This window comes from Tistrella mobilis KA081020-065, from assembly GCF_000264455.2.
GTDB classification, from domain to species: Bacteria; Pseudomonadota; Alphaproteobacteria; order Tistrellales; family Tistrellaceae; genus Tistrella; species Tistrella mobilis.
Genome location: NC_017956.1, coordinates 985,266 through 1,009,451 on the forward strand (window position 1 = coordinate 985,266; position 24,186 = coordinate 1,009,451).

23 protein-coding genes and 1 pseudogene are annotated in these 24,186 nt (G+C 69.1%); 21 read left to right on the plus strand and 3 right to left on the minus strand.

The genetic code is table 11. The features are described from left to right. The first annotated feature begins 17 nt into the window (after positions 1-17). The 8 genes and pseudogenes from TMO_RS29050 to ybgC all read left to right on the plus strand — a co-directional run bounded on the left by TMO_RS29050 (position 18) and on the right by ybgC (position 6,031). Positions 18-368 carry a cell division protein ZapA gene (locus TMO_RS29050; protein WP_014744411.1) on the plus strand — a complete coding sequence of 117 codons (351 nt, stop codon included), beginning with the start codon at positions 18-20 and terminating at the stop codon, positions 366-368. 413 nt (positions 369-781) lie between these two features. Then, positions 782-1,345, plus strand: a complete 564-nt coding sequence (locus tag TMO_RS04510; protein ID WP_041604829.1) for a 5-formyltetrahydrofolate cyclo-ligase — start codon at positions 782-784, stop codon at positions 1,343-1,345. A gap of 110 nt (positions 1,346-1,455) precedes the next feature. Beyond that, positions 1,456-2,333 (plus strand): annotated as a pseudogene (locus tag TMO_RS04515) (TIGR00282 family metallophosphoesterase). Between the two features lie 134 nt (positions 2,334-2,467). Next, positions 2,468-3,217, plus strand: coding sequence for a YebC/PmpR family DNA-binding transcriptional regulator (locus TMO_RS04520; RefSeq protein ID WP_014744415.1), 750 nt, complete (start codon positions 2,468-2,470; stop codon positions 3,215-3,217). Positions 3,218-3,255: 38 nt separating this feature from the next. Then, a complete protein-coding gene (gene ruvC, locus TMO_RS04525; protein WP_014744416.1) occupies positions 3,256-3,756 on the plus strand; it encodes a crossover junction endodeoxyribonuclease RuvC in 501 nt (166 codons plus the stop codon). Between the two features lie 32 nt (positions 3,757-3,788). After that, positions 3,789-4,436 (plus strand): Holliday junction branch migration protein RuvA, encoded by a 648-nt coding sequence (ruvA, locus tag TMO_RS04530; RefSeq protein ID WP_014744417.1) that lies wholly within the window; start codon positions 3,789-3,791, stop codon positions 4,434-4,436. Beyond that, positions 4,433-5,494, plus strand: coding sequence for a Holliday junction branch migration DNA helicase RuvB (ruvB, locus tag TMO_RS04535; RefSeq protein ID WP_014744418.1), 1,062 nt, complete (start codon positions 4,433-4,435; stop codon positions 5,492-5,494). The genes ruvA and ruvB overlap by 4 nt, the downstream gene beginning before the upstream one ends. A gap of 102 nt (positions 5,495-5,596) precedes the next feature. Then, complete coding sequence (gene ybgC / locus TMO_RS04540) at positions 5,597-6,031, plus strand: tol-pal system-associated acyl-CoA thioesterase (protein ID WP_014744419.1); 435 nt, start codon at positions 5,597-5,599, stop codon at positions 6,029-6,031. Between the two features lie 42 nt (positions 6,032-6,073). Here the strand turns inward: ybgC and TMO_RS04545 are convergent, their stop codons facing one another. Next, positions 6,074-7,471, minus strand: a complete 1,398-nt coding sequence (locus tag TMO_RS04545; RefSeq protein WP_014744420.1) for an amidase — start codon at positions 7,469-7,471, stop codon at positions 6,074-6,076. Positions 7,472-8,028: 557 nt separating this feature from the next. Here TMO_RS04545 and tolQ point away from each other — a divergent pair. Continuing rightward, the gene (gene tolQ, locus TMO_RS04550; protein ID WP_014744421.1) at positions 8,029-8,763 is read left to right on the plus strand and encodes a protein TolQ; all 735 of its coding nucleotides are present in this window, start codon (positions 8,029-8,031) and stop codon (positions 8,761-8,763) included. 3 nt (positions 8,764-8,766) lie between these two features. Then, a complete protein-coding gene (gene tolR, locus TMO_RS04555; protein WP_014744422.1) occupies positions 8,767-9,225 on the plus strand; it encodes a protein TolR in 459 nt (152 codons plus the stop codon). Between the two features lie 191 nt (positions 9,226-9,416). On the opposite strand, the gene TMO_RS31540 is transcribed toward tolR, so the two are convergent. Further along, complete coding sequence (locus TMO_RS31540; protein WP_014744423.1) at positions 9,417-9,797, minus strand: hypothetical protein; 381 nt, start codon at positions 9,795-9,797, stop codon at positions 9,417-9,419. A 347-nt stretch (positions 9,798-10,144) separates the two neighbouring features. On the opposite strand from TMO_RS31540, the gene TMO_RS29060 reads away from it, so the two are divergent. The 11 genes from TMO_RS29060 to TMO_RS04610 all read left to right on the plus strand — a co-directional run bounded on the left by TMO_RS29060 (position 10,145) and on the right by TMO_RS04610 (position 22,907). Further along, complete coding sequence (locus tag TMO_RS29060; protein WP_014744424.1) at positions 10,145-10,489, plus strand: TonB C-terminal domain-containing protein; 345 nt, start codon at positions 10,145-10,147, stop codon at positions 10,487-10,489. Continuing rightward, positions 10,486-11,865, plus strand: coding sequence for a Tol-Pal system beta propeller repeat protein TolB (tolB, locus tag TMO_RS04565; protein WP_014744425.1), 1,380 nt, complete (start codon positions 10,486-10,488; stop codon positions 11,863-11,865). The genes TMO_RS29060 and tolB overlap by 4 nt, the downstream gene beginning before the upstream one ends. Before the next feature lie 153 nt (positions 11,866-12,018). Further along, complete coding sequence (gene pal, locus TMO_RS04570; protein WP_014744426.1) at positions 12,019-12,531, plus strand: peptidoglycan-associated lipoprotein Pal; 513 nt, start codon at positions 12,019-12,021, stop codon at positions 12,529-12,531. Positions 12,532-12,747: 216 nt separating this feature from the next. Next, entirely contained in the window at positions 12,748-13,743 is a 996-nt protein-coding gene (gene ybgF / locus TMO_RS29065; RefSeq protein ID WP_014744427.1) for a tol-pal system protein YbgF, read from the plus strand. After that, complete coding sequence (gene tilS / locus TMO_RS04580; RefSeq protein ID WP_145978063.1) at positions 13,715-15,229, plus strand: tRNA lysidine(34) synthetase TilS; 1,515 nt, start codon at positions 13,715-13,717, stop codon at positions 15,227-15,229. Before ybgF ends, tilS begins: the two co-directional genes overlap by 29 nt. Next, positions 15,226-17,169 (plus strand): ATP-dependent zinc metalloprotease FtsH, encoded by a 1,944-nt coding sequence (gene ftsH, locus TMO_RS04585; protein ID WP_014744429.1) that lies wholly within the window; start codon positions 15,226-15,228, stop codon positions 17,167-17,169. Before tilS ends, ftsH begins: the two co-directional genes overlap by 4 nt. Positions 17,170-17,195: 26 nt before the next feature. Further along, positions 17,196-18,401, plus strand: a complete 1,206-nt coding sequence (folP, locus tag TMO_RS04590) for a dihydropteroate synthase (RefSeq protein WP_014744430.1) — start codon at positions 17,196-17,198, stop codon at positions 18,399-18,401. 159 nt (positions 18,402-18,560) lie between these two features. Then, a complete protein-coding gene (gene glmM / locus TMO_RS04595; protein ID WP_014744431.1) occupies positions 18,561-19,916 on the plus strand; it encodes a phosphoglucosamine mutase in 1,356 nt (451 codons plus the stop codon). 152 nt (positions 19,917-20,068) lie between these two features. Further along, positions 20,069-20,908: a bifunctional hydroxymethylpyrimidine kinase/phosphomethylpyrimidine kinase gene (locus tag TMO_RS04600; RefSeq protein ID WP_014744432.1), complete on the plus strand. Its 840-nt coding sequence runs from the start codon at positions 20,069-20,071 to the stop codon at positions 20,906-20,908. Next, entirely contained in the window at positions 20,905-21,750 is an 846-nt protein-coding gene (gene thiD, locus TMO_RS04605) for a bifunctional hydroxymethylpyrimidine kinase/phosphomethylpyrimidine kinase (RefSeq protein ID WP_014744433.1), read from the plus strand. The genes TMO_RS04600 and thiD overlap by 4 nt, the downstream gene beginning before the upstream one ends. A 368-nt stretch (positions 21,751-22,118) precedes the next feature. Beyond that, on the plus strand, positions 22,119-22,907 hold the full coding sequence (locus TMO_RS04610; RefSeq protein ID WP_014744434.1) for a PhzF family phenazine biosynthesis protein: 789 nt from the start codon (positions 22,119-22,121) through the stop codon (positions 22,905-22,907). Here TMO_RS04610 and TMO_RS29070 read toward each other — a convergent pair. Then, a complete protein-coding gene (locus tag TMO_RS29070) occupies positions 22,904-24,016 on the minus strand; it encodes a GGDEF domain-containing protein (protein ID WP_187297811.1) in 1,113 nt (370 codons plus the stop codon). The two genes, TMO_RS04610 and TMO_RS29070, sit on opposite strands and share 4 nt — an antisense overlap. Between the last annotated feature and the right edge of the window lie 170 nt (positions 24,017-24,186).

Genomic DNA, 24,186 nt, shown 5'->3' on the forward strand with positions numbered 1-24,186 from the left:
TCGGAGACGAGAAAGCCATGGCCGAAGTCGAGGTACGCATCCTGGGCCGGGCGTTCACGCTCGCCTGCGGCGAGGGACAGGAGGAAAGCGTCCGCACCCTGGCCCGGAAGGTCGAGGAGCGGGTGCAGCAGGCGGCCAGCGGCCGCAGCGTGGCGGTGGATGCCCGCGTGATGCTGATGGCGGCGATCCTGCTGGCGGAACAGGCTAACGAGGCCGAGCAGGGGCTCTACCGGGCGCGTGTGGAGGTGGAAAAGATCCGCCGCACCGCCGACCGCTCCGCCGCTGATGTCGATGCGACGCTCGCCCGGGCGCTGGATGATTTCGCGGCGCGCATCGAGACTATTGCAACCCGGCTCGAGAAACTCTAAATCTCGGGGCAGGACGGGCTCTGGCCTTTCGGTGAGGCAACCTAAATCCCAGGGACCGATACCATCTACATGAGGGAGCTGTCCCTCCCCGTGCGCGCGGATAGGGCACCGGCCGGTTCGTCCGGACCGGTACGCCCGGACCAAGCCACGGGGATCACGGCGCCCACCTGCACACGCGGGTCCATGTGGATTTTCACCGCCAACCTTCGTGCCGGTCCCCGTCCGCCAGTTTTCGCACGACCCCGGCCGCGTCTTCGCGGCCGGGGCGTCGCCGTTTGCGGCCGGCCCGGCCGCTTGCCGCCAAACCCTTACGGCCGGCCCCATCCCGGCCCGCCTTCGGAGCGCCGTCGCTGACCATTCCGCTGCAGGATCCCGGGCTGCCAGACCCGGCACTTGATGTCCGCAAGGCCGCCATGCGCCGCGACTTCCGGCGCCTGCGCCGTGCGGCTGCGGCGGCCGGTGGTGCCGATGCCGCAGCCGCTCTGGCCGCGGAGGCGGGTGCTCTGGCGACCCGGCTGCCCCGGCCGCCGCAGCACATCGCGGGTTATGTGGCGGCGGGCGGCGAGATCGATGTGCTGCCGCTGCTGGTGGCCCTTGGCGCCGCAACCGGCGCCGGGCTCTGTCTGCCGGTGGTGACGGCGCCCGATACGGCCCTCGATTTCCGGGTCTGGCAGCCTGACGCGCCGCTGGTCGCGGGTGCCTTCGGCATCCTGATGCCCGAGGAGGCAGCGGGGCGTTGCCTGCCCGACCTGCTGCTGATGCCGTTGGTCGCGGTCGATCGGGCCGGGCGCCGGCTGGGGCAGGGGGGCGGCTTCTACGACCGCACGCTGGCGGCGGCCGATGCGGCCGGGCAGATGCCGCTCACGATCGGCGTGTGCTTTGCAGTCCAGCTGACGGACGAGGTGCCGGCCGGGCCGCTCGACCGGCCGCTGGACCTGATCCTGACCGAACGGGGTCTGCTGGTCCCGGTCAGGTGAGCCGAAAAATCGCTGGGCGCGGCCACGGCTGCGCCTCATATCCAACAGTGGCGACACGGCGAGGCCCGTGCCGCTCTTGTCCAGACGCGGCAGAGACGAAAGGTCGAACGGTGCGGATACTCTTTCTTGGTGACGTGGTCGGACGGTCCGGCCGGCAGGCGGTGATCGATCATGCGTCGACCATCCGGTCGGCCCTCGGTGTCGACCTGTTGATCGTCAACGGAGAGAATGCCGCCTCGGGCTTCGGCATCACGCCCAAGATCTGCGAGAGCTTCTATGCCGCCGGCGTCGACATCCTGACCACCGGCAATCACATCTGGGACCAGCGCGAGATCCTGGGCTGGATCGATCAGGACCAGCGGCTGGTGCGGCCGATCAACTTCCCCCCGGCACCCCCGGCCGCGGCGCCACCATGGCGACCCTGCCCGACGGCCGCCGCGTGGTGGTGATCAACGTCATGTGCAGCCTGTTCATGGAATCGCTCGACGATCCGTTCCGGGCGCTGGCGCCGGTGCTGCGCGACTATCCGCTGGGCGGTCTGGTCTCGGGCATTTTCGTCGATCTGCATGGCGAGGCGACCAGCGAGAAGATGGCCTATGGCCATTTCCTCGACGGTCAGGTGACGGCCGTGGTCGGCACCCATACCCATGTGCCCACCGCCGACCATCAGGTCCTGCCCGGCGGCACGGCGTTCCAGTGCGATGCCGGCATGTGCGGCGACTATGACAGCGTCATCGGCATGGACAAGAACGCCTCGCTCGACCGCTTCACCCGCAAGATGCGCGGCCAGAAGCTGCTGCCGGCCAATGGCCCCGCCACAATCTGCGGCACGCTGATCGAGACCGATGATGCGACCGGCCTTGCGAAGTCGATCGCGCCGCTGCGCGTGGGCGGACGGCTCAGCCCGGCCTGGCCCGGCGCCGAGCCGATGCCCGAAAGCCTGCTGCAGCTGCATCTGCCCCAGGGGCAGGCCGAGACGGTCGGCTGAGGCGCCGGACGTTCATGATTTCGTCTCCGGGGATGCATCCGGCGGCGAGTTCTGTTATCGAAGCGTCCGGAAGCACGGGATGGCCGAGCGCCACCTGTGTCAGAGATTTCGGCTCTTGAGGGTTGGCGGCAGAGATGGCTGGTCATTCACAGTTTAAGAACATCATGCACCGCAAGGCCGCGCAGGATAAGAAGCGCGCCAAGGTGTTTACGAAGCTGCTCCGCGAACTGGTGATCGCCGCCAAGGAAGGCGGCGCCGATCCGACCGCCAATCCGCGGCTGCGCAGTGCCGTGGCGGCAGCCCGCGTCGCCAACATGCCCAAGGACAACATCGAACGCGCGATCAAGCGCGGCGCCGGTGGTGCCGATGGCGACAATTACGAAGAGGTGCGGTACGAGGGCTATGGCCCGGGTGGCGTGGCGCTGATCGTCGAGGCGCTGACCGACAACCGCAACCGCACCGCGTCGGAAGTGCGGTCGGCCTTCAGCAAGCATGGCGGGTCGCTGGGCGAGACCAATTCGGTGGCGTTCAACTTCAACCGCGTCGGCCGCATCACCTATCCGCTCGCGGTCGCAGACGGCGAGGCGATGCTGGAAGCCGCGATCGAGGCCGGCGCCGACGATCTGGAGAGTGACGACGAAACCCATGTCGTCTACACCCAGCCCGACGCGCTGCAGGAAGTGCGCACCGCGCTCGAAGGCAATTACGGCGATCCGCAGGAGTTCAAGCTCGGCTGGGTGCCGCTCAGCACCATCGCGATCGACGAGGAACAGGCTCAGACGCTGTTCAAGCTGATCGAGGTGCTGGAAGACAATGACGACGTCCAGGAGGTCATCGCGAATTTCGAGGTCTCCGACGAGGTGATGGCGAAGCTGAACGGCTGAGCCGGACAAGCTGAACCTGGGTGGGGCGGCCGCCTGGCATGCGCATCATCGGCATCGATCCGGGGCTCCGGATCACCGGCTGGGGCATCATCGATACCGAGGGCTCCAGGCTGACCCATGTCGGCCATGGCGTGGTGACCTCGGACGACAAGGCCGCCCTGTCCGACCGGCTGCGCACGCTCTATGACGGCCTCTACGAGGTGGTGGAGCGCTACCAGCCGGCAGGGGCAGCCGTCGAACAGACCTTCGTCAACGCCAATGCGATGTCGGCGCTGAAGCTGGGCCATGCCCGGGCGGTGGCGCTGCTGGTGCCGGCCCAGTCGGGGCTGGTGGTGGCGGAATACGAGCCGAGCCTGGTGAAGAAGGCGCTGACCGGCAGCGGCCGGGCCGACAAGGCCCAGGTCGCCGCCATGGTCGCCCGCCTGCTGCCGGGCATCGACCGCGATGCGCGCGCCGATGCCTATGACGCACTCGCCGTCGCGATCTGTCACGCGCATCATGGGGGCACGCGGGCCGGCTGGACGGCCCGGGCCCGCTGAAGGGCGGCCCAACAGGGGAGACCACACCCGGCATGTTCGCGCGGCTCAAGGGCATCGTCGACGAGATCGGTGCCGATCATGCGGTGATCGACGTCCATGGCGTCGGCTATCTGGTGCAGGCGTCGCGCCGCACCCTCGGCGCACTGGGCGGAACCGGTGCCGCCGCCACGCTGCACGTGGAAACCCATGTGCGCGAGAACGACATTCATCTCTATGGCTTCATCGACCGGGCAGAGCGCGACTGGTTCCGCCTGCTGGTGACGGTGCAGGGTGTCGGCGCCAAGGTGGCGCTGGCGGTGCTCTCGGTGCTGGATCCGTCGGCCCTGGCGGCGGCGATCGCGGCCCAGGACGCCCGCGCCCCGGCCCGGGCCACCGGCGTCGGCCCCAAGCTCGCCAAACGCATCGTGATGGAGCTGAAAGACAAGGCGGCGCTGGTCGGCATCGGTGCCGCCGATGTCGCCGTGCTGGCGAAGTCGATCAAAACGCCCGAGGCCGCCGCTGCGGTCAGCAAGCCGCCCGAGGTCGCGGCCTTCGATGATGCCCTCTCGGCCCTGGTCAATCTGGGCTATCGCGAGGCAGAGGCGGAGCCGGCGCTGCGCCGGGTGGCCGAGGCCGCGGGCGAGGCGGCGGGTGACGTGCAGGTCCTGCTCCGCGGCGCGCTCAAGGAGCTGGCGCGATGAGCAGCGGCGACGAGCGTCTGGTCCAGCCCGCGGCGCTGGCCGAGGATCGGCAGGATCCGGCGCTGCGCCCGGAACGGCTGGCGGATTTCGTGGGCCAGCGCCAGGTGCTGGGCAATCTGGCGGTGTTCATCGCCGCCGCCCGCGCGCGTGGCGATGCGCTCGACCATGTGCTGCTGCACGGGCCCCCGGGTCTGGGCAAGACCACGCTGGCGCAGATCGTGGCCAAGGAGCTGGGGGTGGGGTTTCGCGCGACCTCCGGACCGGTCATCGCGCGCGCGGGCGACCTGGCCGCGATCCTCACCAACCTCAACGAACACGACGTGCTGTTCATCGACGAGATCCACCGCCTGAACCCGGCGGTGGAAGAGATCCTTTATCCGGCGATGGAGGATTTTCAGCTCGACCTGGTGATCGGCGAGGGGCCGTCGGCGCGCTCGGTGCGGATCGATCTGCCGCGCTTCACTCTGGTCGCGGCCACCACCCGCGCCGGGCTGGTCACCCGGCCGCTGCGTGAACGCTTCGGCATTCCGCTCAGGCTGAACTATTACGAGATCGACGAACTGGCCTCGATCGTCCGGCGCGGCGGTCGCCTGCTCGGCGCGCCGCTCACCGAAGAGGGGGCGATGGAGATCGCCCGGCGGTCGCGCGGCACGCCGCGTGTCGCCGGCCGGCTGCTCCGCCGGGTGCGCGATTTCGCCGCCGTGGCCGAGGCGGCCGCGATCGATGCCGGGGTCGCCGACCGGGCGCTGAACCGGCTGGAGGTCGACGCCCGCGGGCTCGATGCCATGGACCGGCGCTATCTGGGCTGCATCGCCCGCCACTATGGCGGCGGGCCTGTGGGTGTGGAGACCCTGGCGGCGGCGCTGTCGGAAAGCCGCGATGCGATCGAGGATGTGATCGAACCCTTCCTGATCCAGCAGGGCTTCCTGGCCCGCACACCCCGCGGCCGGGTGCTGACCCGCGGCGGCTGGCAGCATCTGGGGCTGATGCCGCCGGCCCGCGACGGCGAGGCCGATCTGTTCGCCGGTGCCGATATCGACCCCGACCCCGAAGCCTGAACGGTCCCACCCTCGGGGCATCTTGCGCTGCGGTAGTGTCATTCCGCATAATGCGGCGCGCAGGTTGCATTTCGCGAGTCGCGAACTTTCTGGAGGATCCCCATGGACACCACGCCCGCCACCGTGCAGCCCGATGTCATCCGGGTGCGGGTCTATTGGGAAGACACCGACGCCGCCGGGATCGTCTATTACGCCAATTATCTGAAGTTCATGGAGCGTGGCCGCACCGAATGGCTGCGCCGCCGCGGCATCGACCAGCGGCCGCTGCTTGAGAATGACGGCTTCGGCTTTGCGGTGCGCGAGGTGGCGCTGGATTACCAGGCTCCGGCACGGCTTGAGGATCTGCTGACCGTCTCGACCGTCGTCACCGGGCGGGGCGCGGCCTGGGTTGAGTTCGAGCAGGTGGTGGCGCGCGGCGATCAGGTGCTGGTGCGTGGCCGGATCAAATGCGTGGCGCTGAATCCGGCGAGCGGCCAGCCGCGGCGCCTGCCCAAGGCGCTGATCGCCCTTGCCGATGCCGGGGCCGTCCCGCGCTGAGCGGGACGGCCCCGGCAGGTCTTCTTCGGGGATCCGATCCGGTCAGTCGAAGTTCGGCCAGGGGCGCTGCTCGTCGCGCATGCCCTCCCAGGCGGCCGCCACGCGCAGTACGCCCAGATCGTCGAAGCGCCGGCCGACGATCTGCAGGCCGATCGGCAGGCCCTTGGCGTCGTAGCCGCAATTGACCGAGATCGCCGGCTGTTCCGACATGTTCCAGACGACGGTGTAGCCGATATGCTCGAACGGCCGCTCGGGATCGTCCAGCGGCGAGGCCTGGTCGGCGGGGTAGGTGACGGTGGGGGCCACCGGCGACAGCACGAAATCGTAGCCGCCGCCATGGAACAGCCGGCCAGCGGCCTTGCGCATCTCGAAAATGCGGTTCAGGCCGCGCACCGCCTGCAGGGCCGACCGGGTCTGGCCGCTTTCGGCCCAGGCGCGGATATAGGGCAGGATCTTCGCGCGGGTCGCCTCGGGCAGGCGCTCGACGTCATCCCAGGCGCGGACCCGCCAGAAATCGTCCAGTCCGTCGAGCATCTCGCGGGTCAGAACCGCCGGCACCTCTTCCACCACGGCGCCGGCCGCTTCGAAGCGCCGGGCGGCTTCCTGCACCGCAGCCAGCACTTCCGCGTTCGGCGCCATGCCGGCGCCGATGTCGAGCATCAGGCCGATGCGGAGCCCGCGGATCTGAAGCCCGTCCAGATCCATCCAGTCGATATCGGCCGGCGGCAGGGCGCTGCCGTCGCGCCAGTCGGCCTTCGACAGTACCGACATGGCGAGCGCGGTATCGGCGACGGTGCGGGTCATCGGCCCGACCACCCGGCCCAGATAGGCCGGATCGACCGGCACCCGGCCATTGGTCCCCTTCATGCCGACGATACCGCACCAGCTGGCCGGCAGGCGGATCGAGCCGCCGATATCGGTCCCCAGATGGATCGGGCCATAGCCGGCCGCGGCGGCACTCCCCGCACCGGCCGAGGAGCCGCCGGGATTGGTGTTGAGGTCCCAGGGGTTGCGCGCCAGCTTGTGAAAGCTGGAAAGCCCGGATGAGAGCATGCCGTAATCGGGCATGGTGGTCTTCGCCAGGATCACGCTGCCGGCCTCGCGCAGCCGGGCGGCGGCGGGGGCGTCGGCGGCGGCCGGGGTCATGTCCGATGCGGCGGTGCCGACGGGGACGGGGCAGCCCTTGGTTGCAATGTTTTCCTTGATCGTGACCGGCACGCCGTCGAGCGGGCCCAGCGCCTCACCCTTCTTCCAGCGGCTGGTGGCCTCGGCGGCGGCGGTGCGCGCGGCTTCCGGGTCGAAGGCCCAGGTCGCGTTGAGCTTCGGCTCCCACGCCTCGATCCGCGCGATGACGGCTTCGGTCACCTCGGTGGGCGAGGTGTCCCCGGCGGCATAGAGCCGCCCCAGCTCAACGGCGGACAGATCGGCGAGCGACGTCATGGGTACAGGTGCCTTTCGTATGTACAGGCCGAAGGCGGGGAGGGCAGGGGGGCCCGGCCTGGATCTGCCGGTTTCGTCCTGCAGAGGCAGGCATCGGGCGGCGGGAAATGCCGGGCCGGCTGCCCGGTCCGTGTGCCTTCGGATCGGACCGGCCCGATTATGGCGTCCGGCGCAGGGCAGGGTCCAGGCAAATGCATTGGCATGTTGTGAATTTCCTCTCGTAAATCTTTGTATAATATTGAGAATATTGCAGTGCGGCACGGGCCTCGATCGGGGATCTGTTGCGCCGCGATGACATTCGCCACAACGACCGTATCGCCGCCTCACATGGCCCCTTCACAAGTCACGCGGGTTGGCATATCTCGTGGCCGGCTCACGGCCGGGGATGATGTGTCCGCACCTCGTCCGACTGTCGGAGCTTCGGCCGGGCATCCCGTGTCAAATTCGTGAAACGGCAGCGGTTTCGGCCGAACTCTGGTAATCAAACGGGTCGATGAATGAGGACGGGGCAGCTTCCCGGGCAATGCCGGGGCCCGTCCGATCCACGGAGGACGTGAATGGAGCAGGAGGTCGTGAGCCAGGCGGCGCTCGCCGGATCGGTGGCAGCGCACGATATGAGCATCTTCAGCCTGGTTATGAACGCCGACATCATCGTGAAGGCGGTGATGCTCATGCTCGTCCTGGCCTCCGTCTGGTCCTGGGCGATCATTTTCGACAAGTTCCGGCTGATGGGCCGGCTGAAGCGCCGCGCCGACGATTTCGAGAACCGGTTCTGGTCGGGGGGCTCGCTCGAAGAACTCTACGACGCCATTTCCGAACGGGCCGACCATCCCATGGCCCAGGTCTTCGCCGCGGCAATGGGCGAATGGCGGCGCGCCAAGGCCAAGGGCACGGCGCTGACCGATGCCACCTCGCGGGCCAATCTGCGGCAGCGGATCCAGCAGGTGATGGAGATCGCGCTCAACCGCGAAATGGCGGGGCTTGAACGCAATCTGGGCTTCCTGGCGACGGTCGGCTCCACGGCGCCCTTCGTCGGCCTGTTCGGTACCGTCTGGGGCATCATGAACAGCTTCACCTCGATCGCGATGACCAAGAACACCACGCTTGCCGTGGTGGCGCCGGGTATCGCCGAGGCGCTGTTCGCGACCGCGATCGGCCTTGTCGCCGCGATCCCGGCGGTCATCTTCTACAACAAGCTGTCGAGCGATGTCGGCCGCTACGGGGCCCGGCTCGAGAATTTCACGGGCGAGTTCGGTGCGCTGATCGCCCGCCAGATCGAAGACAGGCGCTGACCCATGGCCGGTGGCATCCGACCTTCCAACGGGCATGGCCGCCGCCGGCGCTGGGGCGGCGGTCAGCCGATGAGCGAGATCAACGTGACGCCGCTGGTCGACGTCATGCTGGTGCTGCTGATCATCTTCATGGTGACCGCGCCGCTGCTGACGGCGGGCGTCGAGGTCGACCTGCCGGAAAGCTCGGCGGCACCGCTCGCCGGCCAGGACGAACCGCTTTCGGTGTCGGTTGATGCAGAGGGGCGGGTCTTCGTTCAGGACAAGGAAGTGACGCTGGAACAGCTGCCGGCGACGCTGATGGCCGTGGCGAAGAACAAGACCGACACCCGGATCTTCGTGCGCGGCGACCGCAGCGTCGATTACGGCCGGGTGATGCAGGCAATGGGGGCCGTGACCGGCGCCGGCTTCACCAAGGTCTCGCTGGTCACCACCCTGCAGCAGGGCACGCCCGCCCGGCGTTGACGGCCCCGCGCCTGCGGGAACCTTTCGGCCCCGCGCCGGTTGATACCGGCCGGGATCGTGGCTGCGGGGGAGGGTGTTCCCCCCGGCCGGCATTCCATGGAGCTTCGGACCTCAGGTGAAGCGCGGTCTGACATATTCGCTGGCAGCACATGGCGCCGTCGCGGCGCTGCTGTGGTTCGGCCTGCCGTCGCTCAGCCGACCCTTGCCGCCGGAGGAACAGACGATCGTGATCGACGTCGTTCCGGTGAGCGAGGTGACGCGGGCATCGCAGCTGCGCCCGAAGCCCGATCCGAAGCCCGAGCCCGAAAAGCAGGTGGCGCAGGCCAGCCCGCCGCCACCACCGCCTCCGCCTCCGCCGCCCCCACCTCCGCCACCCCCGCCGCCGGCGGCCCCGCCACCACCACCTCCTCCGCCACCACCTCCTCCGCCTCCGCCACCACCGCCTCCGCCTCCACCACCGCCGCCTCCACCGCCGCCGCCTCCGCCTCCACCCCCTCCACCTCCACCGCCGCCTCCGGCCCCCAAGCCGCAGCCGGCCCCGCCACCACCGCCGCCTCCTCCTCCTCCGCCACCGCCGCCTCCTCCGCCTCCGCCCCCACCTCCGCCGCCCCCGCCCAAAAAGCCGGAGCCGGAGAAGAAGCCGGAGCCGCCGAAGAAGCCCGAGCCGGAGAAGAAGCCGGAACCGCCGAAAAAGCCTGAGCCGGAGAAGAAGCCCGAACCTGAAAAGAAGCCCGAACCGCCAAAGCCCGCACCGAAGAAGCCGGAGCCGGAGAAAAAGCCGGAACCGGAAAAGAAGCCCGAGCCGGATGATCCTCTGGCGTCGCTGCGTAAGAGTCTGGATCAGCTCAAATCGCAGGCGAAAGAGGACGCCCCCCGGGAACAGCAGGTTGCGCGGTCCAGCCAGCCGCAGGCGCCGGTGATGCAGCGCAATGCCCAGCAGACCGACCAGGTGTCGATCAGCGACATTGCCTTCATCCGGAGCCAGATCGAGCGGCGCTGGTCGGTGCCGGTCGGTGCGCCGGAGGCTGAGAATCTCGTGGTCGAGGTTCGCATCCGTCTGGCGCCCGATGGTACGGTGCTTTCTGCCGACGTGGTCGACCGCGCACGGATGTCGCGGCCGGGCGAAGAGGCATATCGCGTGGCCGCGGAAAGCGCGGTCCGTGCCGTGCGTGCCGCAAGTCCGCTGGAATTGCCGGCAGGCAAATACGAGCAGCTCAAGGACATTGTCCTGGCGTTCAACCCGAAGAACATGGTGGGCCGATGACAGACACGATCCGTTCCGCAACCGCCGGTCAGGCGCCGCGTCAGAAGATGCGGCCGGTCCTGCGGGCATTCGCGGTTGCGGCAGTCGGGCTGGTCGTGGGGCTGGGCGGGGCGGGATTGCCTCAGCCGGCCTCGGCGCAGGTGCGCATCGACATCACCCGCGGTGTCGTGGAGCCGATGCCGATCGCGATCAGTCCCTTCCTCGCGGTCGATCCCTCGGCGGCACCCTTCGATGCCGACATTCCGGGTGTGGTCGCGAACGATCTCGCGAGTTCGGGCCTGTTCCGGCCGATCGACCGTGCCGCCTTCCTGCAGGGCCCGGCCGAGATGAACCCGATGCCGGATTTCGCCGACTGGCGGCAGATCAATGCCCAGGCGCTGGTCACCGGCCAGGTGCGGCGCGAAGGCGATCAGATCGCGGTCGAATTCCGGCTGTGGGACGTGTTCGGCCAGACCCAGATGGCCGGCGTGGTCTATCGCGTCGATCCCAAGCTCTGGCGCCGCGTCGCCCATATGATCGCCGATCAGATCTATGAGCGGATGACCGGCGAGGGCGGCTATTTCGATACCCAGATCGTTTATGTCGCGGAAAGCGGCCCGGCCAACAAGCGGGTCAAGCGGCTGGCGATCATGGACCAGGACGGCGCCAACAACCGCTATCTCACCGATGGGGCGGATCAGGTTCTGACCCCGCGTTTCTCGCCCAACTCGCGCGAGATCACCTATATGGCCTTCAGGGGCCGGCAGGCGCGGGTGTTCATCTACGACCTGGATACCGGCCGTCAGCGGGTGCTGGGCGACTTCCCGGGCATGACCTTCGCCCCGCGCTTCACCCCCGACGGGCGTGGCGTGGTGATGTCGATGGCGCGCGACGGCGTGACCTCGATCTATCGCCTCGACACCAATGGCGGGTCGGTGCAGCGGCTGACCTCGTCGCAGGCGATCGATACCTCGCCGTCGCTGTCGCCCGACGGGCGGCAGATGACCTTCAATTCCGACCGCTCGGGCGGTCAGCAGATCTATGTGTCCGGTGCCGACGGCTCGGGTGCCCAGCGCATCAGCTTCGGCAACGGCACCTATGCAACGCCGGTCTGGTCGCCCCGCGGCGATCTGATCGCGTTCACCAAGATGAACCGCGGACGGTTCTACATCGGGGTCATGCGCCCCGATGGCAGCGACGAAAGGCTGCTGACGGACGGCTATCTGGTTGAGGGCCCGACCTGGGCGCCCAATGGCCGTGTCCTCGCCTTCTTCCGTCAAGACCGTCCTGGCGGACCGACCAGACTGTATTCGATCGATATCACGGGATATAACGAGCGGTTGATCGTCACTCCCGGCGAAGCATCGGATCCGGCGTGGTCGGCCTTGATTCGATGAGGTCAATAGTTATACTTTGACTCGTCGTGTGCCTGGCGACCGGGTAGGTCATGACCCTCGCGTGACCTACGCTGGCGATTGGAGCGAACGCCGGCCAGGACTGCCTCTCCGCTTTCCGGTGCTCCGACATGTCTCGGATACCTTAGGTAGAAAATGCGCACCAAGATCCTCACTGCTGTCGCCGCCCTGGCTTTCATGGCCGCCTGCTCGTCCGCGCCGGAAGATACCGGTTCGACCGGCGCCTCGGGTGCGACCTCGTCGTCGTCCTATGGCTCGGGCCAGGGCACCGTTTCCACCGGCGCGCAGCCCGGCAGCTGGGAATACGTCCAGCAGACCGCCGGCGACCGCGTCTTCTTCGAGCTGGACAGCTCGTCGCTGACCGCCGAGGGTCGCCAGACCCTGTCGGTTCAGGCCGATTTCCTCCGCGCCAACCCGGCGCAGCGGATCGTGATCGAGGGTCATGCCGACGAGCGCGGCACCCGCGAGTACAACCTGGCCCTGGGCGACCGTCGTGCCACCGCCGCCAAGAACTACCTCGTTGCGCTCGGCATCTCGCCGGACCGCATCGAGACCATCTCCTACGGCAAGGAGCGTCCGGCCGTCCTCGGTTCCGACGAGGCCGCCTGGGCGCAGAACCGTCGTGCGGTGACCGTGCTGGTCAACTGACGACGGCATCCGGCCAGGCCGGATTCCTGCAAGGTCCGCTCCGACCTCGATCGGCGGCCGGTGTTTCCCGCGACCAACGGGAAGCACCGGCCGTCGGCCGTTTTTGCCGTTTTTACTGCGGCAGTTTCCCCGTGGCAGTCTTTCTGACGCCCCACAGCCTGCGCTATAAGGGACGGGCTCGTCCGTCTTCTTCTCCCCATCGAGGCATCGACCACCATGTCCGTTCCCGCGACCCGGTCCCGTCCGTCCGGCCTGAAGCGCCGCCTCGTCGGCGGCACCGCCCTGGTGATGACGACCCTGGCTCTGCTGGTGGTCGACCGGCCCGATGCCGGCGCGCAGCAGCAGGGCAGTCTGCCCCCCGCCGCGCTCGGCGCCTTCGACGGCCGGCTGAGCGGGGTGGAAGAGACCCAGCGCCGCCATACCGGGCGGATCGAGGAGCTGGAATTCCGCATGCGCCGGCTGGAAGAGCGGGTCGACGGGCTGGAGCGCAATCTGAACGACCGTCTGGGCCGCATCGAGCAGATGCTTCAGAACGGCGCGGCCGCCGGCGCTGCTGCGGGTACGGGCGATGCGACCGGCATGACCCCGGGTGCTGCGGCACCGGCCGATGCTGCGCCGGGGCAGGGCCAGGCGGCAGGACAGGGCCAGGCAGCAGGGCAGGGCGAGGCGCCGCGCAGCGGGGCCGTGCAGCCGCTCGGCACCATCACCACCCGGCGTGATGCGGCCGGCAATTCCGTGACCACCACCGAGGCCGCGCCCTCGCAGCCGACCCCGCCGCCGGTCGCGGGCGGAGAGGCGGCCAAGACCCGGGCCGCGTCGATCCAGTCCGAGCAGGAACTCTATCGCTACGGTCTCGACCTGCTGCTCAAGGATCGCGACTATGCCGGCGCCGAGGTGGCGTTCAACGAGCTGATCCAGCGCTTCAAGCAGGGTGAGCTGGTCGGCAATGCCTATTACTGGCTGGGTGAGACCTATTACGCCCAGGGCCAGTACGACCGGGCCGCCCTGACCTTCGGTGAGGGCGTCACCAGCCACGACAAGAGCAGCAAGGCCCCCGACATGGTGCTGAAGCTGGGCATGAGCTTCGCGGCGCTGAACCGCAAGGACGATGCCTGCGGCGCCTATTCGATCCTGAACCGCAAATTCCCCAACGCGCCGGCCAATATCAAGGTGCTGACCGAGCGTGAGCAGAAGAAGCTCGGCTGCGGCTGAGCCGGTGGCGGACGACGATATCGGGGCCTGCTTCGCCCGGGCCATGGCGGCGGCCGGCTGCGCGGAACCGGCGCCACATCTGGCCGTGGCGCTTTCCGGCGGGCCCGACAGTCTGGGCCTGACCCTGCTTGCCCGCGACTGGGCCGCGGCACGCGGCGGACGGGTCCTGGCCCTTGTGGTCGACCACGGCCTCCGTGCCGGCAGTGCCGGGGATGCCCGGCGGGCGGCGGCGCTGGCGGCTGCGGCCGGGGTGCCGGCGCGGATCCTGACCTTCGCCCCCGGCGCGATCGGCATGACGGGGATTGAGGCCGGGGCACGCGCCGCCCGCTATGCCGCCCTCACCGATGCCTGCCGGGCGGCGGGCATCCTGCATCTGTTGACCGGCCACAGCCTGGATGACCAGGCCGAAACCGTGCTGATCCGCCTCGGCCGCGGCAGCGGCGTCGACGGGTTGGCGGCCATGCCGCCGGTCCGGCCCGAAGACGGCATCCGCCTGATCCGGCCGGTGCTCGGCATCCGCCGCGCAAGCCTTGCGGCGGTGGTGGCGGCGGCAGGGCTCACCCCCCTGCACGATCCGATGAATGATGACGACCGGGTGCAGCGCGTGCGTCTGCGCGCCGCGGCGACCGCCGCCGCCCTTGAAGGTGCCGGGCTCGATCCCGCCCGGGTGGTTCAGTCCGCCGCCCGTGCCGCGGCGGCCAGGGCCGCCCTTGATGCGCAGATGCTCAGGGTCGCCTTCCGCGGCGGGTTGCGCCTGCATGTCTGGGGCGGGGCGGAACTGCCGCTGGCGCTGTTTGCCGACCCCGATCTTTCGGCGCCGGGGCTGGAGGATGACCTGCCCGAACGGCTGGTCGGGCGGCTGGCCATGGTGGTGGGCGGGCAGGACCTGCCGCCGCGTGGCGCCGCCGCGGCCCGGCTCGCCGCCGATCTGGTGGCGATGGCGCGCAGCCGGGCGGGGGGCGACCATCTGCCGCAGAGCGGGCGGGGACAAGGCGGGCGCACGCTGGGGGGCTGCCGGTTTCTCTGGGGCGGGCGCAGGCTTCTGGTGCTGCGGGAGCCGCGGGCGATCGAAGCGCCCCGGGCGGTGAGGCCGGGGGAGGTGCTGCATTGGGATGGGCGTTTCATGGTTGTCGTTCCCGATACGCCGGCATGTCGCGCCGCCGCCGATGACGGCCGCCTGCGGCTTCGGGCGATGGGGGAGGATCTGGCCCGACGCCTGGGCGAGGCGGCGCCGGCCGCGGCGGCATGGCTGCGCGCCCGTGTCGCTCCGCGGGCGATCGCGTCGCTGCCCGTGCTCACGCGACTTGACGTACCCCTCGCGTTCCCCCACTTAACAGAGAGCATCCGCAGGGAGGCTGCGGAGGACGAAACCCTTGCCCACTCCACTTTCCGGGCATGGTTCGCGCCATCCCGTCCGCTCGACGGTGACGGCGTCTTCTGGGCGATGGCGGGCGAACATTCGGCAGGAAAGAGACCTCGGTCGTGAACAACGTTAAGAACCTCGCGCTCTGGGTGATCATCGCCCTGCTGCTGGTGGCTCTGTTCAATCTGTTCCAGAGTCCCCAGAGTCAGGGCCCGTCGCGCCAGGTCGCGTATTCGGACTTCCTCAATGCCGTCCAGGAGGGGCGCGTCACCGACGTGACCATCCAGGGCGACACGATCCGCGGTCATTTCAATGACGGCAGCGGTGTCGAGTTCCGCACCATCGCGCCGCCGAACGACAACGGCATGGTCGAGCGTCTGCGCGAGGGCAATGTCCGCATCAATGTCGCGCCGGTGGAGGACAACGTTCCCTCGCTGTTCGGCATCCTGATCTCCTGGTTCCCGATGCTGCTGCTCATCGGCGTGTGGATATTCTTCATGCGTCAGATGCAGGGCGGCGGCGGAAAGGCCATGGGCTTCGGCAAGTCCAAGGCCCGGCTGCTCACCGAAAAGGCCGGCCGCGTGACGTTCGAGGACGTCGCCGGCATCGACGAGGCCAAGGACGAGCTGCACGAGATCGTCGAATTCCTGAAGGCCCCGCAGAAGTTCCAGCGCCTGGGCGGCCGCATCCCCAAGGGCGTGCTGCTGGTGGGTCCTCCGGGTACCGGTAAGACGCTGCTGGCGCGTGCTATCGCCGGCGAGGCGAATGTGCCGTTCTTCTCGATTTCGGGCTCGGACTTCGTCGAGATGTTCGTGGGCGTCGGCGCCAGCCGCGTGCGCGACATGTTCGAACAGGGCAAGAAGAACGCGCCCTGCCTGATCTTCATCGACGAGATCGACGCCGTCGGCCGCCATCGCGGTGCCGGCCTCGGCGGCGGCAATGACGAGCGCGAGCAGACCCTGAACCAGCTGCTGGTCGAGATGGACGGTTTCGAGGCGAATGAGGGCGTGATCATCATCGCCGCCACCAACCGCCCCGACGTGCTCGACCCGGCGCTGCTGCGCCCGGGCCGCTTCGACCGCCAGGTCGTGGTGCCGAACCCCGACGTGTCGGGTCGCGAGAAGATCCTGTCGGTGCATATGCGCAAGGTGCCGATCGGCCCGGATGTGAATGCCCGCGTCATCGCCCGCGCCACCCCCGGCTTCTCGGGCGCCGACCTCGCCAATCTGGTGAACGAGGCGGCTCTGCTCGCCGCCCGCCGCAACAAGCGCGTGGTCGGCATGGCCGAGTTCGAGGACGCCAAGGACAAGGTCATGATGGGTGCCGAGCGCCGCTCGATCGCGATGAGCGAGGACGAGAAGCGGCTGACGGCCTATCACGAGGGCGGCCATGCCATCGTCGCGATGCATTGCCCGGCTTCCGACCCGATTCACAAGGCGACCATCATCCCCCGCGGCCGTGCGCTCGGCATGGTGATGCGTCTGCCCGAACGCGACCGGCTGTCGGTCTCGCGTGAGAAGCTGGAAGCCGACCTCGCCGTGGCCATGGGCGGACGTCTGGCGGAAGAGATCATCTTCGGCCACGACAAGGTGACCAGCGGCGCGTCGTCGGACATTCAGATGGCGACCAAACTGGCCAAGAACATGGTCACCCAGTGGGGCATGAGCGACAAGCTGGGCCCGCTGAACTATGGCGAGGGCGACAACGAGCCCTTCCTCGGCTATGCGGTCACCCAGTCGCGCGGCATCTCGGAAGCCACCGCCAACGTCATCGACCAGGAAGTCCGGCGGATCGTGGAAACCGCCTATGACCGCGCCCGGACGATCCTGACTGAAAACCACGACCAGCTGGAGCGGGTCGCCCAGGCGCTGCTCGAATACGAGACGCTCTCGGGTGACGAGCTGAAGGCGATCGCGGCCGGGGAGCAGATCAAGCCGCGCCGGTCCGACGACATGGGCGATGGCGGTTCGGCCACGGTGTCGGAGCCGCGCCCGCCGCGGGCCTCTGTTCCCACGGCCGGCGGTGACGACGGTCTTCGTCCCAGCCCGCAGCCCGGCGCCTGATCAACCGACCGGACCAGGACACGACCTTGGCCCATGACCTGCCTGCCAACGCTGCGGCCGCATCTTCGGATGCGGCCGCAGCCGCGTCTCTGGAGACCCGCATCCGCGAGGGCGATGCGGGTCTTCGTCTGTATGCCCGCCCCTTCGGTTTTGCGCCGGTCGCGGTCACCCCGGGGGCGGGGCTTCTGAAACCCGCCACGCGCCTGCCGGGGCCGGGCTTCCGGCGCCTGGCGGGCGGTTGGCTCGCCTTCGACATGGTGGAGCTGCTCTGGCGGGGCGGGGAGGGCCGCCCGGGGCGGGTGGTGCTGCCGGTAGAGGCGGCACTCAGGCTCGCCGACCGGGTGATGGAATATCCGGGTGGCCGGCGTCTGGCCCGGCGTCTGCGGGCGCTGGAGGCCCCCCGCCAGCGCTTTGCCGGGCTCGATCTGCAGCGCCGCGCCCGGGTGATGGCGATCGTGAACGTCACGCCCGACAGTTTTTCGGATGGCGGCGACGCCTTTGCGCCCGCCGATGCCGCAGCGGCCGTCCGCCGGGCGCTGGCCGATGGCGCCGATCTGCTGGATCTGGGCGCCGAATCGACCCGCCCCGGCGCCGCCGATATCGACCCGGCCGAAGAGATCCGGCGGCTGGATCCGGCGCTGGACGAGGCGTCGGCCGCCGGGGCCGTGGTCTCGGTCGATACCCGCAAGGGCGCCGTGATGCACCATGCCGCCGGCCGCGGTGCCGCCATCGCCAACGATGTCAGCGGCTTCACCTACGACCCCGCGGCGGCGGGGGTGGTGGCACAGACGGGGCTCTCGGCCGTTGCCATGCATATGCGCGGCACGCCGGAAACCATGCAGCAGCTGACCGGCTATGACGATGTGGTGCTCGATGTCTTCGACGAACTCGAGGATCGGCTGGTCCTGCTCGACGAGGCGGGGGTGTCGCCGGGGCAGGTGGCGGTCGATCCCGGGATCGGATTTTCAAAGACGGTGGACCAGAATCTCGCTCTGTTGCATAACCTGTCGATCTTTCACGGCCTTGGCCGCCCCCTGCTGATCGGCGTGTCGCGCAAGAGCTTCATCGGCCGGATCACCGGCGAAGAGGCGCCCCGGGCGCGTGTGCCGGGCTCGCTTGCCGCCGCTCTGCTCGCGGTCGGCCAGGGCGCCCAGATCGTGAGGGTGCATGACGTGGCTGAAACGGTTCAGGCGCTGGTGGTCGGCCAGGCAATCGGCCGCGGCCGGGCGTAGGGCCGCCCGCGCCGCCGCCCGGCGGCGCCCGGCCGATGCTGCGGCATCGGTCGTCGCACCACCATCGGGCCCCTGTGCGGGGCCAAGCCTTGCCCATCCGCCCGCCGGCCAGCCCGGCGCGGAGGGCCCTCGGGACCAGGACATTCGGGTGATCTGATCATGGCGCGACGTTATTTCGGCACCGACGGCATTCGTGGCCAGGCCAACGCCTGGCCGATGACGGCCGAGGTGGCGCTCCGGGTCGGTGTCGCCACCGGCATGCATTTCCGCTCTGCCCGCGCACGCACCCGGGTGGTGATCGGCAAGGACACGCGGCTGTCGGGCTACATGATCGAGCCGGCGCTGACCGCGGGCTTCGTCTCGGCCGGCTGCGATGTCTTCCTGGTCGGCCCGATCCCGACGCCGGCGATCGCCATGCTCACCCGGTCGATGCGCTGCGATCTGGGGGTGATGATTTCGGCCTCGCACAACCCCTTCGCCGATAACGGCATCAAGCTGTTCGGCCCCGACGGCTACAAGCTGTCCGACGAGGTTCAGGCCGAGATCGAGGCGATGATGGACGGGCCGCAGGATGGCGGGCTGGCGGCACCCGAGAAACTCGGCCGCGCCCGCCGGCTCGATACCGCCCGCGACCGCTATATCGAGGCGATCAAGGGCACGCTGCCGCGGGGCCTCAGGCTCGACGGGCTGAAGGTTGCGGTCGATTGCGCCAATGGTGCCGCCTATGCCGTCGCCCCCACCATCCTGTGGGAGCTGGGCGCCGAGGTCACGGCGATCGGCGTGGAGCCCGACGGCTTCAACATCAATCGCGACTGCGGCTCCACCGCGCCGGAGGCGCTGGCGCGAACGGTGGTGGAGAAGGGCTGCGATATCGGCATTGCGCTCGACGGCGATGCCGACCGGGTGATCGTGGTCGACGAGGCCGGCCATCAGGTCGATGGCGACCAGCTCATGGCGTTGATCGCCTCCAGCTGGGCGAAGCGCGGCCGGCTGACCGGCGGCGGGATCGTGGCCACGGTCATGTCGAATATGGGGCTGGAGCGCTATCTGGAGGCCCGCGGCCTCACCCTGGTGCGCACACAGGTCGGCGACCGCTATGTGGGCGAGCGCATGCGCGCCGACGGCTACAATGTCGGTGGCGAGCAGTCGGGCCACATGATCTTCAGCGACTATGCCACCACGGGCGACGGGCTGGTCGCCGCCTTGCAGGTGCTGGCGGTGATGGTGGAGGAGGGGATCAGCGCCTCTGCCGCCACCCGCCGCTTCGACCCCTGGCCGCAGCTGCTGCGCAATGTCCGCTATGCCGGCCAGGCGCCGACGGTCGACGACGCGGTGGTTCGGGTGATCGCGGAGGAAACCGCGCGGCTGGACGGCCATGGCCGCATTCTGATCCGCCCCTCGGGCACCGAACCGTTGATCCGGGTCATGGCGGAAGCCGATGATCCCGTCCTGGTGGAACAGGTCGTCGGTCGCATCGTCGAAGTGATGGAACGGGTGGCCACGCGACCTGAATGATCTGCATGGAAGGGGTGGAAGCGTTAACTTTCGGCCCGCTAACATCATGCCAGACAAAGGTGGAGGAACGCTTCCGCCGGATCATGTGAACGGGCACCGCCGGCCGGGGGCTGTCGGACCGGAACCGTCAGGGTAGGGGAAAGGGCAGTCCGATGACGGGTGCTTCATCTGCGACGGCGATGCCGCGGCTGCTCAGCGTGGACCACGGCGATCCCGAAGGCCGGGGAGGTATCGCCTTCGACCTGAAGCTCGCCACCGCCTGCGGGGTCTATGCGGCGAGCACGGTGACGGCCATCGTCGCCGATGGCGAGGCGATGCCGGTGCCGGCCGACATCGTCGGCGGTCAGCTCAGGGCGGTGATGGAAGATATCGGCGCCGATGCCCTGCGCATCGGCCGGGTGACCGAGACCGACCAGCTGCTGGCGGTGTCGGAAGTGGTGGAACATCTGGGCCATGGCGTGCCGCTGATCCTGGATCCGGTGCTGGTCGATGCCACCGGCCGCCATCTGATGAACCGCGATGCGCTGCAGGTGCTGAAGGCCCGTCTGGTGGTCCGCGCCCAGGCGCTGATCCTGGATCTGGCCGCGGCCGAAATGATGGTCGGGCGCGAAATCCGCCATGTCGACGGGCTGATCGATGCGGTGGCCACGCTGGCGAGCCTGGGGCCCGAGCAGGTGGTGGTGGCCGGCGGTCCCGCCTTCGGCATCGCCATGCTCGCCGATGACGATATCGACCTGATCGCCGATGAAGGCCTGGCGGCCGGGCCGCTGGGCGGGCCGCCGATCGGGCTTGCGACCGCGGTCGCCATGGGCGCGATCCGGGGGCTCGACGCAAGGCGGTCGTGGCGGCATCATGCCGAGCTGATCCGGGCGACGGTGGCAGCCGATCCGGCTGCGCGCGCCGCGGCCGGCTCTCATCCCTTCACCGACCTGCATGCCGCTTTCCGGGCGGTGACGCCCGACGATCCCGCCGGCGAGGAGACCTGCCCGTGACCACCAGCCTGCCGCGTGTGCCCAGCTTGCCACGTGTGTTGATCATCGCCGGGTCTGATTCCGGCGGCGGGGCCGGCATCCAGGCCGACGTCAAGACCACGCTGGCACTGGGTGCCGACGGCTGCCCGGCGATCACCGCGCTCACCGTTCAGAACACGTTGGGGGTGACGGGTGTCTGGGAAGTGCCGGCCCCGGCCCTGATCGCCGAGATCGACGCGGTGCTGGCCGGCGGTGTCGCCGCGGCCAAGACCGGCATGCTCCATTCGGCCGAAGTGATCCGGACGGTTGTCGAGCGGCTGGATCCGGCGCTGGCAGGCGGCCTCGATCTGGTGGTCGACCCGGTGATGGTCGCCAAGGGCGGCCACCGGCTGCTGCGCGCCGATGCGGTAGAGGCGCTGAAGGCCCTGATGCTGCCGCGGGCGGCCGTGGTGACCCCGAACCTGCCCGAGGCCGAGGTGCTGACCGGCCTTGCCGTCACCGACCCGGCCTCGATGATCCAGGCCGGCCGCAGCCTGATCGCCCAGGGCGCCCGCGCCGCGCTGATCAAGGGCGGCCATATGGACGGGCCGGTGCTGGTCGACATGCTGGTGACGCCCGCCCCCGAAGGCGGCCTCAAGGTGCTGCGCTTCGAAAGCGCCCGGATCGACAGCCGCCATACCCACGGCACCGGCTGCACCACCGCCAGCGCCATTGCCGCCGGCCTTGCCCGCGGCCGGCCCATGGCCGAAGCCGTGGCGGTGGCGCGGTCCTATGTCCGCCAGGCCATGCTGGCGGCGCCCGGACTGGGCCATGGCCATGGCCCGCTTCGCCACGACTGGAACCGGATGGTGGCGGCTTTGTGACAGCCGATCACCCATAACGACGTTATGGTGAAACTGACGGTGGGGGCGCGCCAGGTTGGCATCCGGCGGCCAAGGCGTGTAAGGTGAACGAATGGGGCACGGGCATCGCCGTCCGGCGGCAGCACGGGCCCCGTTATTGTTTTGCCTGTCGCCTGCCCTTTTACCCATCGTCTACCCTTTCCCCTGTCGTCGCGGAACCTTGCCAGATGTCGAGCGGTCCGTCAGAGAAGCCGGAGCGGGGCGATCCCTCAGCGCCGGTTGAAGCCAGCACACTGGTCCGGTTCACCCCGACCAGGCCTCCCACCACTGCGGGAGGGGCCTCGACGACCGCCACCCGATCCCAACGTTCCGAGACCTCCGGCCGCCGCATGCAGATCCCCATCTGCCATCTCGACGTCTTCGCCGACCGTGTGTTCCGCGGCGTGCCCGCTGTGGTCTGCCCGCTGGACGGCTGGCTGCCCGACGACATCCTGGCCGATATCGCCGGCGAGCATGCCAAGGCCGAAACCGTGTTCCTGGTGGGCTCCGCCGGGGTCTACGAGGTTCGCTGGTTCTCGCGCGCGGCCGAGGTGCCGCTCTCGGCACCGGGCGCGCTGGCGGCGGCGCATACCGTCTTCCATTACCTGGAGCCGCAGCTCCGCCGCGTGCAGCTGCTCACCCCCTCGGGCATGATCATGGGCCAGCGCGACACCTCGTCGGTGCTGGTCGATCTGCCGCTGCGCCCGCCGGTGAAGATGCTGGGCCGGGTGGACCTCACTGCCGCGCTGGGCGGCATCACGCCCGAGACGGTGATGATGCTCGACAGCTCGTGCTATGTGGCGGTGCTGGCCGACGAGGCGGCGGTAGAGGCGGTGCGCATCGACCGCGCTGCCATGGACACGCTCGGCCGGCCGGTGGTGGTGCTCACCTCTCCCGGCGATCAGAGCGATTTCACCGCTCGGGTGGTGGCGGCGAAATGGGGGCCCGAGGCACTTGCCGTCCGGTCCTCGGCGCTGTGCACCCTGCTGCCTTATTGGCGCCAGCGTCTGGACCGCGACGACCTCACCGTCCGTGTGGTCGGTCAGCGCGGCGGCAGTGCCTGGTGCAGCAGCGGGCGTGACCGGGCCGTGGTGGCAGCCCTGGTTCAGCGCTACATGGAAGGCATCATCTACCTCTAAGGCCGGGCTTCGGTTCCCGGCCGGAAACCGTGCTTGTCGGCATACATCCGCCGGTCGGCCGCCATGATCAGCGCATCCAGCGTCGATCCGTCGGCGGGCGCCGCGGCGGCACCGATGCTGACACGCGCCGGCAGGGGAAAGCCGGCCCCGATGGAGATCCGGCCATTGATGTCGGCATCCAGTTCGGCCACCCGGCCATCCAGATCGCTGCTGTCGCCCGTTCCGTCGATGAACAGCGCGAATTCATCGCCGCCCAGTCGGATCGGCGTCTCGCCCGGCCTGAGCAGCCCGCGCAGGGTGTCGGCAATCCAGGTCAGCGCCCTGTCGCCCTGATCGTGGCCGAAACTGTCATTGATGTGCTTGAACCCGTCCAGGTCGATCAGCACCAGGCCGGCCCGGTCATGGGCCAGGCTGCGTGTCGCCAGACGGTCGAGCAGGCGGCGGTTGCCGATGCCGGTCAGCGGATCGCGATCGGCCAGATCTGCCAGCGCGCGATGCACTTTCAGGTTCACCATCAGCAGCATGCCGAAGGTCCAGCTCAGGATGAACAGCAGCGAGATGAAGAACACATAGGCATGCGCCGGATCGCCCGGCGCGCGGAAGGTGCCGCGCGGCGCGGCGAGGGCTGCGTCGATCCGGAACAGATAGCTGCAGACCATCACTGCGGTACCGGCGGCGATCATCAGATGGATGGTCCGTTCGTCGCGGCGGGCGCGATGCAGCAGGGCCGCGATCATCGCGACCAGGATCATGCTGTTCAGCATGTCGTTCAGCGTGATCCGCAGCCAGTCCTGGTTCAGGTTCACGATCACCTGAACGGCTTCGATCAGCATGGCCGTCGGCGTCATCCAGCGCAGTCTCCCCGCCGGGATCAGCCCACGAAACCGGAGCACCCCGTCCAGGATCAGCATCAGGCTGCCGGTCGAGATCGTCATGTTGAGCGGAATGGCGATCTCCCGCCCCAGCCAGGGCATGGATACCCAGGCGAGAAACGACAGCGTGCCGCCGAAGGCGGCCAGCATCCACGAGATGAGGCCGGCCATCGGCCGGTTGAGGCGCCAGATAACGATCGAGACCATCGACGAGATGACGCAGGTCATGATGATCATGATCCCGACCGTCCTGAGGTCGATGACGTCCGGCCAGGAGAGCATTTTGCAGTCGTCGCCGTAAGCAGCAGGGGCAGACCAGCACTATGCGGGCTGCAGGGTTAAGAAATCATGTGGACAATCGGGGTCTGGCGGGTCATCGGGGGACAGGCCGGCGTATGAGCCATGCG

Excerpts from the sequence above, each read along its gene's own strand:
- TMO_RS29050 (WP_014744411.1), top strand. The coding sequence starts at position 18 with ATGGCCGAAGTCGAGGTACGCATCCTGGGCCGGGCGTTCACGCTCGCC.
- TMO_RS04510 (WP_041604829.1), top strand. The coding sequence starts at position 782 with ATGCGCCGCGACTTCCGGCGCCTGCGCCGTGCGGCTGCGGCGGCCGGT.
- TMO_RS04520 (WP_014744415.1), top strand. The coding sequence starts at position 2,468 with ATGGCTGGTCATTCACAGTTTAAGAACATCATGCACCGCAAGGCCGCG.
- ruvC (WP_014744416.1), top strand. The coding sequence starts at position 3,256 with ATGCGCATCATCGGCATCGATCCGGGGCTCCGGATCACCGGCTGGGGC.
- ruvA (WP_014744417.1), top strand. The coding sequence starts at position 3,789 with ATGTTCGCGCGGCTCAAGGGCATCGTCGACGAGATCGGTGCCGATCAT.
- ruvB (WP_014744418.1), top strand. The coding sequence starts at position 4,433 with ATGAGCAGCGGCGACGAGCGTCTGGTCCAGCCCGCGGCGCTGGCCGAG.
- ybgC (WP_014744419.1), top strand. The coding sequence starts at position 5,597 with ATGGACACCACGCCCGCCACCGTGCAGCCCGATGTCATCCGGGTGCGG.
- TMO_RS04545 (WP_014744420.1), bottom strand. The coding sequence starts at position 7,471 with ATGACGTCGCTCGCCGATCTGTCCGCCGTTGAGCTGGGGCGGCTCTAT.
- tolQ (WP_014744421.1), top strand. The coding sequence starts at position 8,029 with ATGGAGCAGGAGGTCGTGAGCCAGGCGGCGCTCGCCGGATCGGTGGCA.
- tolR (WP_014744422.1), top strand. The coding sequence starts at position 8,767 with ATGGCCGGTGGCATCCGACCTTCCAACGGGCATGGCCGCCGCCGGCGC.
- TMO_RS29060 (WP_014744424.1), top strand. The coding sequence starts at position 10,145 with ATGCAGCGCAATGCCCAGCAGACCGACCAGGTGTCGATCAGCGACATT.
- tolB (WP_014744425.1), top strand. The coding sequence starts at position 10,486 with ATGACAGACACGATCCGTTCCGCAACCGCCGGTCAGGCGCCGCGTCAG.
- pal (WP_014744426.1), top strand. The coding sequence starts at position 12,019 with ATGCGCACCAAGATCCTCACTGCTGTCGCCGCCCTGGCTTTCATGGCC.
- ybgF (WP_014744427.1), top strand. The coding sequence starts at position 12,748 with ATGTCCGTTCCCGCGACCCGGTCCCGTCCGTCCGGCCTGAAGCGCCGC.
- glmM (WP_014744431.1), top strand. The coding sequence starts at position 18,561 with ATGGCGCGACGTTATTTCGGCACCGACGGCATTCGTGGCCAGGCCAAC.
- TMO_RS04600 (WP_014744432.1), top strand. The coding sequence starts at position 20,069 with ATGACGGGTGCTTCATCTGCGACGGCGATGCCGCGGCTGCTCAGCGTG.
- TMO_RS04610 (WP_014744434.1), top strand. The coding sequence starts at position 22,119 with ATGCAGATCCCCATCTGCCATCTCGACGTCTTCGCCGACCGTGTGTTC.
- TMO_RS29070 (WP_187297811.1), bottom strand. The coding sequence starts at position 24,016 with ATGATCATCATGACCTGCGTCATCTCGTCGATGGTCTCGATCGTTATC.